This is a genomic window from Myroides odoratus, from assembly GCF_965118575.1.
In the GTDB taxonomy this organism is placed as follows: Bacteria; Bacteroidota; Bacteroidia; order Flavobacteriales; family Flavobacteriaceae; genus Flavobacterium; species Flavobacterium odoratum_B.
The window spans coordinates 210,204-221,335 of sequence record NZ_CBCPHW010000001.1 but is presented as its reverse complement, the minus strand read 5'-3'; the positions used below and the strand labels follow the sequence as shown (position 1 = coordinate 221,335).

The following is an 11,132-nucleotide window of genomic DNA, read 5'->3' as shown; positions in this document are numbered from 1 at the left end:
CAAATTCTTCTTTTTTTAGTGGACAGTTAATTATAAACGGCCAACTGTAAAACTAAGTAAACACTTCCTTTAAAATCTCTAGTGATTTTGGTTTTTTAAATGCGGAAAAATGAGTTTCGTAGTATTTCATTAACAAAGTTAATAACGCTTTTCTATCGCGGGATGAAAACACTTTTTGATCTGATTCAAATCCGAGGTGCAACAAACGCTTAAACAAAAAAGTTTCTTCTCCATCGAAGCAATTAGCAGCGTGCGTATCTGTAAAAACACCCTCTGACCAATCGAAATAATGACATTCCATCTCCGATGCATCTGGATAGAATCCTAAATACTTGGTCAATTCAACCAACAGTAAGAGATGGAAATTAGCGGTCTCATCGTGGGTATCAAGCCATAACAAAGCGGCCTCTACAAAAGTATAAAACTGCTCATCCCGTTCTTGTTCGCTGACGACCATACTCAAAATCTCACTAACGAAAAGGGCAATACTATTTTTGGAAAAGTCGTAATAAATACTTTGATATATCTGGTCCACTTTAATTTCCTTGAAGTACTCCATTCCTCCTTTATTTTTGAAAGAAAAAGTTACATCCAACAACATCAAAGGCTGAAAATAGGCTATTTTCTGTGCATTTTTACCCTTGGCAAATGCATTGCGCACAAAGAAGGTTTGAATCCCCACCTCTTTGGTCAAACATTTCACGATTAAACTCTTATCTTGATACTTTATGGCCTGAAGTACAATGGCTTTTGTCTGTATAACCATTAACGAATTATCATTAATTTCTTAACTTTTGTATTCGAACTATCTTCTGAAGCTACCAGAATCAAATACACACCCGAACCAACTCTTTTTCCATTAAACGCATGCGTATCCCAAACAACTGTTCCTCCATTAGCTGTAGATTCAAAAACTAAGTTTCCTTCAATATCGGTAATTTTCACAACAGAACGATCCATCAATCCGACAATGCGAACTTCACCCAAATATTCAGGCCGAACTGGGTTAGGATATGCATAAAAAGAGCTATTGGATTCTTGTCCCTCAGACGTGTCTCCCATAAATGAAACTACACCTAAGTCGGTGGCAAAGAAAACTTCTCCAGCAATCGGGTCTATAGCAATATCATTGATGGTATTACTAGGTAAAGGGGAATTATCTTTCGTAAAGTGATAAATAATTTCTTTGCCTGTTGGCGAAACCAAAAAAGCGCCTGCATCGGCAATAGCAATCCATTTTCTATTTGCACCGTCTACTTCAATCTTAGTAATGTATTGTTGATAAAACAACTCTTCGGCAATACCATTTTCTTCAATTACGATGTTGGTAGGCTGCAAATTGGTGGTTTGTAAAAATTGATTCACATTTTGAATTATACGCAATCCCTTATTGGTACCTATCCATAATTGGTTGCTTTTATCTACAGCTAATGTACTCACAGTATTGGATGGCAAATTTCCTAGATCTGTATTTAAAGAAGCGAGTCGGTTATTTTTAGTTTCATTAAAAGCAATAAGTCCGTCTTCTAAAGAAGGAATCCATTTGGTATCATTTTTATCTACAACCAACCGGCCATAGTTGCCTCGCTTATAATCAAACATACCGTATGACGTATAATAGGACTCCCATTTTTGGTTGGCGTCCTTAGATTTAAGCGCTCTTTCTACAAAATTATTTGTTACCCACAATTTACCTTGTTTATCAAAAACAACACCATTTACACGAACACTAACATACCCTTGTGGTAGTGTGGTATTTTCTGGATCGATTTCCAAATTTTCTAAACCTGCTGTTCCTGTATTCTCATGGTTAAATAGCACAACCTCATTTTGTTGAATATCTTTATTTTTCCATTTGATTTGCAGCAAACCTGAATGATAGGATCCTACATACAATTCTTCCTCATTTTTAGGATTTAAGGTTGCATAGGTTAAAGCTCTCGCTTCCTTTAATCTAGAAAAGGATATAAATTCCCATCCTTTTTTCTTATTAAAATAACTCAATCCACTTGCAGCCAAAGTAGGTACATAAGGGTTATACGTATTTTTATCATATCCTCCACTAATAAACCACGTTCCTGCTTTTGTGGCCAATAAAGAAAACACACGGTTGGATTCTGGACCATCTGGCGATAGGGATTCTTTTTGGCCCATTTTTGCCATTTGAAACAACCCCTCGGAACTACTTGCAAAATAATAGAAACCATTCACCTCAAGAGCATTGACTACATTCCCATGGTTAATCACTTCGATCAGTTGATTTCCACCTTGCAAGGCAAACACCTTAGAATTTGTGATTATCAACAAATTACCTTGTTCATTTTCATTAAATTTCACAATAGGTTGTTGAAACTCCACCACTGGTACTACCTCATTCGGCTGAAGTAATTGATATAAAACGGGATCTTCTTTAGTACTCAAAAATAACTTATCACCCAAAGCATATCCATTTTCCCACTGCGATCCATTTTCCCAGGTTTCCCATTGTTTAAAATCTACTTTATTGTTATTTTGTAAGTCAATCTGTTTAATTCCTTCCACAGTAATGGCAATCAAATCCTGGTTAGTAGCCATTACATCCTTAACGATACTGTTCTTGCCATTTTGTCCGATATAATAACTATCCCCAAACGTATTGTTATTTAGATTAAAAACGCTAATTCCATAATTCGTCGCAATATAAACTTGTCCCTTAACTTCAGAAAAAGCATTTATTCTTCGTTCAAAAACCTGCAACGACGGTTTATTCTTAATATCTAAAATGGTTCGTATGCGATCATTTTTTAAATCAAAAACAAGTAAACTTCCATCTTCATTTCCTATCAAAAGCTTTTGATGTACTTCACTAAAATACAGTGCCGTAATTGTATTGGTTTTTAATCCACTGATGGAATTGTAAACCTCAATGCTATTTTGATTTACGTTATAGCGAAGTAAGGCCGATGGTGTAGCACCAAAAACAACGTCTTTCCCTTTAGCAAGTGCTACTAACTCTTTATAAGAAAAATAGCTATTCCACTTGTGATTATCTTGAGCCCATACACTCGTAACCATAAAAAACAACAATCCTATTAAACTTTTGATTTTCATATAGCCTATTTACAATCAAACAAATATACTATTATCAACGTAATTACGCACTCCTTGATGCAATTTTGAATTGCAAATCGATTTAACTTTTATTGAGGCGCTTATACCAGATATTCCGGTACATATTTCTTATCTCATTTTTTCTTACTTAAGCGGATTAATGAAAGTAAAAAAGTAGTAGAAACGTCTTTAACTAACCAAAAATACACTACCTTCCCTTATATAAAAACAAGCCCTATATAACTGGCAAGGTAATTGAAATAGCTCGTTAATTAATTCAAGTAAACCCATGAATCACCAAGTTTTTCTCTTTATTTTGGGACTCAGTTTTATATGCAGTAGTTGTATTAAAGACGAAGAACCAGACACGAATGCAGATATTTTAGAAGCCTATATTCCTAGTGAATATTTAAAGATGGATCCTATTATAACGAATACTACTGTTGAATTTCGAGTAAAATCCAATGTCGATTTAGAAAAGCAGACGCCTTTTTTTATTATTTCTCCTCATGCGACTATGGATCCTCCAAATGGGGTTACCCGAGATTTCACTACGGCTCAAAAGGTAATTATCACGGCACAAGATCAACGCTGGAAAAAGACTTATCATGTCAGTTTCACCAGTGATGAATTAAGTACTTTTTATGATTTCAACAATGCAGAACTAACCGATAGAGATCGTTATTATCGATTTTATGAAATTGGTTCAAATGGAGAAAAAATTTACGATTGGGACAGTGGTAATCAGGGGTATGCTACTATTGCAGGTTCAACTCCTGCAGAAGACTATCCTACAACAATTGCTCCAGGACGAAAAGGAGGCTTAGCTGTAAAAATGCAAACGGTTTATACGTCAAGTTTTGCGGCTGCTACAGGCAATCCCATCGCAGCAGGAAACTTATTTTTAGGTCAATTTAAGCTCAATATTTTTAATACTTTAAAATCCACTCGTTTTGGCCTACCCTATTCTGGAGATTTACCTCAAACCCTAAGAGGGTCATATAAATACACCGCTGGAGAGGTCGTAACAGATGAAAATTTCAAGGAAGTAATCGGTGCGAAAGATTCTTTTGATATTTATGCCATTATTTTTGAAACACAGAAAAGAGACAATTACTTAACAGGGGATCATAATTTTGCTGATCCAAGAAATGTTGCAATTGCACGAATTGCAGAACAAGATAGGCTTGAAACCACAACATGGAGATCCTTTTCCATCCCTTTTAAAGTAGCAGATGGCAAAACCTTTGACCCCCAACAAGTGTATATGATAGCTATTGTAATGACTTCTAGTATTGAGGGAGCTTCTTTTCAGGGAGCTATTGGGAGTATTCTTTTAGTTGATGAAATAGAATTAGTTTATGACAAAGAAGAGTAATATGATAAAATCGCTATATTTCGCATTGATTTGTATGGTTATTCTACCATTAAATTTATATGCACAGTCGTTTGAACTGTCAAAAGAAGAGCAACAGAACTCCTCTAAATTTGTTTCCTTTTTCACCCAAAATACAGCCTATCAAGCGCGAACTCAATTTAGTATTGGCGGAAGTACTCCATTGGGCATTCCTGCCGAAATTAGAGAAATCAACAGCTATAATCCAACCCTTCAACTTGGTTTAGAAATGAATGCCACTAAATGGTTCACTGCAGAACAAAGATGGGGAATGAGAGTAGGAATTCGCTTCGAAGGACGCGGAATGAAAACTGACGCACGAGTTAAAAATTACTATACCCAAATAGATGGGGATGAAGGCAAACAGACGAAAGGTTACTTTACAGGAAATGTAAAAACAAAAATGAAAAATTCTTATGTTACATTCCCTATCCTTGCTTTATACCAAGTAAATGACAAATGGAATGTATACGGTGGCGTTTACTTATCCGGTCTTATTGATCAAGATTTTACAGGTTATGTTTATGATGGTGTGCTACGTGAGGGTAATCCCTTAGGAACTCCCGTTGAATTTGAAGATGGTGCTAAAGGAGAATATGATTTTTCGGGAGAACTCAATCGATTTCAATGGGGAACGGAATTAGGTTTTGAATACAAAATGAATGACCAATTTAGGCTATTTTCAGACCTTAATTGGGGACTCAATAACTTATTTAAAAAAGATTTTGAAGCTATTACATTTAAAATGTATAGTATATATTTAAATGTAGGGTTTGGCTATCAGTTCTAAAACTTTTACTATTTGCAAAACAAAGGACTACAAAGCAAAAAATGTAGTCCTTTTTTTATCAATATCAAATCACTTTATCAAAAAAAGATCGTTTTACCTTAATAGTACTGAAATAATCTAATATTTTAATTCAATTTAAGCATTGATACTCACAATACTATGTTATAAAAGCAAAAAACTGATATTCTCAACAATATAGAGTAACTTTGTATTTCTTAGATTCTGTAGTCATTATGATTACATCAAAAAAACATTAATAAAACTAATTTCAATGATGAGGAACAACTACTTATTTCTATCCCTATTCATGGGTATAGGTTTACTTTTTTCATCTTGTATCAAAGATGAAGCATTAAATACAGAAGCCGATATTGAAACGGCAAGTATAAATCCAGAATTTTTATTAACCGCCCCTATTATCAGTAATGACAAAGTAACATTTAGAGTTTCTAAAGCATTAGATCTTACTAAAGCAACTCCAGAATTCGTTCTTACAAAAGGCGCTACTATTATTCCTGCTAACGGTACAGCAAGAGATTTTAGTCAAGGACCTTTGGTTTATCGTGTTACTTCAGAAGGACAATATTGGAGTAAAATTTATACTATAGAATTTATCAATGCTGAAATTTCTACTATCTATCACTTTGAAACATTTAAAGAAGAAGTTGGAGGATTTTATGAGCATGACTTCTATCACATTGTCTATGAAGAAGGAGAGGATGAGGACGGAAAAAAAGTTAAACTATTTGATTGGGCAAGTGGAAATCAAGGATTTGCTATGACCGATGGTGATTCACAAAATTCTAAAAAACCAGAAGATTTTCCAACCTCAGTAACCAAAGATGGTTTTATTGGTCATGGTATTAAATTGACCACTTTATCTACAAAACCACTAGGTCCTATAATGGGAAGTCCATTAGCAGCAGGAAATTTATTCTTAGGCGAATTTGACTTAGCTACTGCCGTTTCTAAACCCTTAAAAGGAACTAAATTTGGATTCGACTTTAACTATGAGCCAACCGTTTTTAGAGGCTTCTTTAAATATACTAGAGGAAAAAAATTCGAAGTAAACAATCCAGATAAAAATGTATTGAAGGAAGATCGATGGGATGCTTATGCTATTCTTTTTGAAGCTGGCCCTAATGATTTCTTATATGGAGATCACGATTTTGTAGATTCAAAAATTGTTTCCATTGCACGTATTCCAGTAGAACTCAAGAAAGAAACTAGTACATGGACGTTATTTGAGGTGCCTTTTACGTATGTGGAAGGTAAGCAATATGATCCTAGTAAGAAATATAAACTTGCTGTTGTTTTCTCTTCAAGTGAGGAAGGTAGTCTTTTTAATGGAGCTATTGGCAGTACGCTTTATATTGATGAAGTTGAAATTTTAAAAAACTAATTTAAGTCTATCGCAATGAAATTTAAATCTATTTATACGATATTGCTATGTTCTTTAGCCCTATCAACCTTTTCACAAGAAAACGAAACACAAAAACAACAATTTCTCAAGGATAATATGACCTATCAGTTGCGCTCTCAATTTAGCATTGGAGGTGCATCTCCCCTAGGTTTACCCCGTGAAATACGAAAGATAAAAAACTACAACCCTACTTTACAGCTAGGAATGGAAGCCAATGCAACAAAATGGTTTACAGATGAACATAAATGGGGGATTCGCGTAGGAATTAAAGTAGAAGGAAAAGGAATGAAAACTGATGCTAGAGTAAAAGATTATTTAACAGAGATCAATTACAATGGAGCAAATGTTAAAGGTAATTTCACTGGAGATGTAAAAACTGAAATTCGAAATACCTATTTAACTATTCCCATTTTAGCAACTTATAATCTAAATGAGCATTTTAATTTATATGGTGGTTTATATATTTCAACAGCCATTGACCGGTCATTTGATGGGTATGTATACGACGGTTATTTGAGACAATCGAATCCAACGGGTCAAAAATTGATCTTTGAAGATGGAAAGAAAGCCGATTACGATTTTTCAAATGAAGTAAATCGATTTCAATGGGGTGCGCAATTCGGAACAGAATGGAAAGTAAACGACCATTTCTTCTTATTTGGTGATGCCACCTATGGTTTTAATAGCCTATTGGATCGTGATTTTGATGCCATTTCTTTTACGATGCACAACATTTACCTTAACCTTGGTTTTGGTTATCAGTTTTAATATATCTCAAATTATAACAAAAAGACCCATAGTAATCTGAGGATTATTATGGGTCTCCCTTTTTTTTATTAGTGTAATCTCTTTACTCTAAAATAAGTTTTACAATTTCTGTATTACCATCTATCTTTTTTTCAGAGTAAGATAAATCTAATATTTTAGCAATTATAGGATAAATATGAACATTTTCAAAAGATTTTACTTGATTCTTTTTGCGTATTTGAGGTCCTTCTGCAATAAATAGAGCATGCATTTCCTTCACCTTATTAGGGTCAAAGCCATGACTTCCAGCCAGAGGTTTCTTTGTAAAATAATAAGGTGCTTGTGCTGTTACAACAATATCCCCTACGCGATCAAAACGATCCTCTTTACCACCAAAATGAAATTCTTGAGGTAAATCTTCATTTAAATAAACTTCCATCAGTTTAGGATCAACCAAACCTTTTATTTTATCAAACCATGCTTTTATATCTTTCTTATTATTTATAAAAAGACTCATATATGTACCATTAGAAACCACTTTCATTTCTTTATCATCTACTTCAAAAGGAAGTGACAATAACGTTTCTTGATCCAAAGCTAGCATACCATGATCAGAAACGATAAATAAATTTATAGGTAATCCCGATTCTTGAATATTAGTATATAATTTTTCCATCGCTTCGTCTACATACTGAACCGCTTTGAATGTCTCTTCAGCATCTGGTCCAAACGCATGTCCTGCATGATCTACCTCAGGCATATAAAATGTAATAAAATGAGGACGCTTTTCTTCTGGTAAAGCTAACCATTGCTCTACTTGTTTTAAACGAGTATCAATATCTGTTTTTTCTGAATAGGGGTAATAATACGTTGGCAATGTTTCTTGAATAGGAGCTTCTGATCCTGGCCAATAATAACAGGCACTCAACATCCCTTGCTGTTCTGCCAACACCCACAATGGTGTTCCACCATACCATTTTGGATCTTTGATTGCTTTTGAATTACCCAAAGAATAGCGTTCTTCTGTGTTCCGATCGTACATGTTATTGCCAACTAGTCCATGGTGACCTGGATACATCCCTGTTACAATCGAATAGTGATTCGGAAACGTAACCGAAGGGTAGGACGGAATAAGCGATGCTGCCTGTGTTCCTAAATTAGCCAACTTTTTCAGAAATTTAGCCTTGTGTTTTTCAATATAATCATATCGAAAACCGTCCAAAGAAACCAAAATAACATACGGTTTTTTTTGTTGTAAGTCTTTATTTTCTCGCTTTTCAATAACTATTTGTTTTTCTACTTCTTGTGCCTGAGCAGAAATACCGCCTCCCACAAGAAATAGAGTCATCACAGACAATACGAATTTTTTCATGGCTACTATTATTTATAATTTCAAATATCAACAGATTAATTCACACACACAAAGTAATTGTTTATTTTTATCTTTTGAATTAAAAAAATAATGCAAATGAAAACGATTGGAATACTAGGTTGTGGTTGGTTAGGCCTACACTTGAGTCAATACCTCCTAAATAAAAATTATATAATCAAAGGCTCTACAACAAGTCCCGCTAAATTAGAAGAACTTAAAGAGAAAGGGATTAATCCTTATTTAGTTGATTTACAACATCCAGATGCAAAACAAATAGATGGCTTTTTACAACAAATTGATGTTTTAGTGGTTACCATTCCACCCATTCGAGGGGAAGAAAGTTCTTTATACAAACAGAGTTTTGAGCAATTACTTCCTTATTTAGCACAAAATAACATACAAAAAGTAATTATGATGAGCTCTGTATCTGTTTATCAACCAAGCGAGTATCCCATTACGGAAACGAATAGTAAGTACAGCAATGATTCAACGAGCAGACAAATCTTAGAGGCAGAAAATGTACTGCTTTCGAAAGAAGGACTAACCAGTTGCATTTTGCGCTTAGGTGGTTTATTTGGCACGGATAGAAAACCAGTTCGTTATATTGTAAATCGCGGTATACTTGATAATCCAGGTTTGCCGATTAACATGATTCACATCAAGGATATTGTTCAATTTACAGAGGCAATTATAATGCAGGGTATTACATCTAATGAAATTTATAATCTAGTATCTCCTTACTATGAAAATCGCTTGGCTTATTACACAAAAGAAGCAGAAGAATTAGATTTAATTTTACCTCCATTAGGTGAAAATGATTGGAAAACCAATCGAAAAATCCTTGGAGAAAAAATAGTACATAAAACGGGTATAAATTATCACATTGCATAAAAAAAGGAGGTTAAAAACCTCCTTACTTCTTTAATCTAGATTCATTTCTGGGATATCTCCTTCAATGATTAACTCTACTTCTGTTGCTTTGATAATAGCTTCGACAGATACACCAGGAGCTCTTTCTAATAATTTAATTCCTTTATCTGTTACTTCCATAACGGCAAGTTCTGTTACTATTTTTTTGACACAACCTACACCTGTTAAAGGTAATGAGCAAGCTTTTAAAATTTTAGATTCACCTACTTTATTTACATGCATCATAGCCACAATAATATTTTCTGCTGACGCTACTAAATCCATGGCACCTCCCATTCCTTTAACCATTTTTCCAGGAATCTTCCAGTTTGCAATATCTCCTTTTTCAGAAACCTCCATTGCACCTAAAATAGTTAAATCAACATGTTTTCCTCTGATCATACCAAAACTCGTTGATGAATCAAAAAATGAAGCGCCTGGCAAGGCGGTTATAGTTTGTTTACCTGCATTAATTAAGTCAGCATCCTCCTCTCCTTCAAAAGGGAAAGGTCCCATACCTAAAATACCGTTTTCGCTTTGAAAATCGACATTCATTCCTTCTGGTACATAATTAGCAACAAGCGTTGGAATACCAATACCCAGATTTACAAAGAATCCATCTTGTAATTCTTTTGCTATGCGTTTTGCAATACCTACTTTATCTAACATAATTTCTTTTTAACGATTGGTTGGTTACTTTCTTTGACGGACAGTGCGTTGTTCAATTCTCTTTTCATATTTTTCTCCTTGAAAAATACGTTTCACAAAAATACCAGGTACATGAATTTCATTTGGGTCCAAAGTTCCAATTGGAACTAATTCTTCCACCTCAGCTATCGTTATTTTTCCTGCACCTGCCATACATTCGTTAAAATTTCGCGCGGTACCTTTAAAAATTAAATTCCCTGCTTCATCACCTTTCCATGCTTTTACAATGGCAAAATCAGCTTCAAAAGCTTCTTCCAAAATATGTGGTTTTCCATTAAAAACACGTACTTCCTTTCCTTCAGCTACTTCAGTTCCATAGCCTGCAGGTGTAAAAAAAGCAGGAATTCCTACTTTTGCGGCTCTACATTTTTCTGCCAAAGTACCTTGAGGAGTTAGTTCAACTTCAAGTTCTCCTGAAAGCATTTGACGTTCAAATTCTGCATTTTCACCAACATAAGATGAAATCATTTTGTCGATTTGGTGTTTTTGCAACAATAAACCAAGACCAAAATCATCTACTCCTGCATTATTAGAAATACAAGTTAAGCCTTTAATATTCTTGCGAACAAGCTCTGCAATTGAATTTTCAGGTATACCACACAATCCAAAACCGCCAAGCATTATCGTCATATTATCTTGAACATCAGCTAATGCTTCTTGAACATTGGCTACTTTTTTGTTTATCATAATTTCCGGT

10 protein-coding genes are annotated in these 11,132 nt (G+C 34.4%); 5 read left to right on the top strand and 5 right to left on the bottom strand.

What is annotated here, in order from left to right; all coding sequences use genetic code 11:
- Nucleotides 1-52 precede the first annotated feature (52 nt).
- Together recO and ACMHJ2_RS00920 are read right to left on the bottom strand one after the other, a co-directional pair.
- Nucleotides 53-766 carry a DNA repair protein RecO gene (gene recO / locus ACMHJ2_RS00925; RefSeq protein WP_413511083.1) on the bottom strand — a complete coding sequence of 238 codons (714 nt, stop codon included), beginning with the start codon at nt 764-766 and terminating at the stop codon, nt 53-55.
- On the bottom strand, nt 766-3,090 hold the full coding sequence (locus ACMHJ2_RS00920) for a two-component regulator propeller domain-containing protein (RefSeq protein ID WP_413511082.1): 2,325 nt from the start codon (nt 3,088-3,090) through the stop codon (nt 766-768). Before ACMHJ2_RS00920 ends, recO begins: the two co-directional genes overlap by 1 nt.
- Nucleotides 3,091-3,379: 289 nt before the next feature.
- Between ACMHJ2_RS00920 and ACMHJ2_RS00915 the strand changes: the two genes are divergently transcribed.
- The 4 genes from ACMHJ2_RS00915 (at nt 3,380) to ACMHJ2_RS00900 (ending at nt 7,467) form a co-directional block, all read left to right on the top strand.
- Nucleotides 3,380-4,468 (top strand): PCMD domain-containing protein, encoded by a 1,089-nt coding sequence (locus tag ACMHJ2_RS00915; protein ID WP_413511081.1) that lies wholly within the window; start codon nt 3,380-3,382, stop codon nt 4,466-4,468.
- A gap of 1 nt (nt 4,469) precedes the next feature.
- Nucleotides 4,470-5,276 carry a porin family protein gene (locus ACMHJ2_RS00910; protein WP_413511080.1) on the top strand — a complete coding sequence of 269 codons (807 nt, stop codon included), beginning with the start codon at nt 4,470-4,472 and terminating at the stop codon, nt 5,274-5,276.
- A gap of 271 nt (nt 5,277-5,547) precedes the next feature.
- On the top strand, nt 5,548-6,678 hold the full coding sequence (locus tag ACMHJ2_RS00905) for a PCMD domain-containing protein (protein ID WP_413511079.1): 1,131 nt from the start codon (nt 5,548-5,550) through the stop codon (nt 6,676-6,678).
- Between the two features lie 15 nt (nt 6,679-6,693).
- Nucleotides 6,694-7,467 carry a porin family protein gene (locus tag ACMHJ2_RS00900; RefSeq protein ID WP_413511078.1) on the top strand — a complete coding sequence of 258 codons (774 nt, stop codon included), beginning with the start codon at nt 6,694-6,696 and terminating at the stop codon, nt 7,465-7,467.
- 82 nt (nt 7,468-7,549) lie between these two features.
- Here the strand turns inward: ACMHJ2_RS00900 and ACMHJ2_RS00895 are convergent, their stop codons facing one another.
- A complete protein-coding gene (locus ACMHJ2_RS00895; protein ID WP_413511077.1) occupies nt 7,550-8,818 on the bottom strand; it encodes an ectonucleotide pyrophosphatase/phosphodiesterase in 1,269 nt (422 codons plus the stop codon).
- A 96-nt stretch (nt 8,819-8,914) separates the two neighbouring features.
- Here ACMHJ2_RS00895 and ACMHJ2_RS00890 point away from each other — a divergent pair, with 96 nt between their 5' ends.
- Nucleotides 8,915-9,709: an NAD(P)H-binding protein gene (locus ACMHJ2_RS00890; protein ID WP_413511076.1), complete on the top strand. Its 795-nt coding sequence runs from the start codon at nt 8,915-8,917 to the stop codon at nt 9,707-9,709.
- Between the two features lie 30 nt (nt 9,710-9,739).
- On the opposite strand, the gene ACMHJ2_RS00885 is transcribed toward ACMHJ2_RS00890, so the two are convergent.
- Together ACMHJ2_RS00885 and ACMHJ2_RS00880 are read right to left on the bottom strand one after the other, a co-directional pair.
- Complete coding sequence (locus ACMHJ2_RS00885) at nt 9,740-10,396, bottom strand: CoA transferase subunit B (protein WP_413511075.1); 657 nt, start codon at nt 10,394-10,396, stop codon at nt 9,740-9,742.
- A gap of 24 nt (nt 10,397-10,420) precedes the next feature.
- The gene (locus ACMHJ2_RS00880; protein ID WP_413511074.1) at nt 10,421-11,122 is read right to left on the bottom strand and encodes a CoA transferase subunit A; all 702 of its coding nucleotides are present in this window, start codon (nt 11,120-11,122) and stop codon (nt 10,421-10,423) included.
- Between the last annotated feature and the right edge of the window lie 10 nt (nt 11,123-11,132).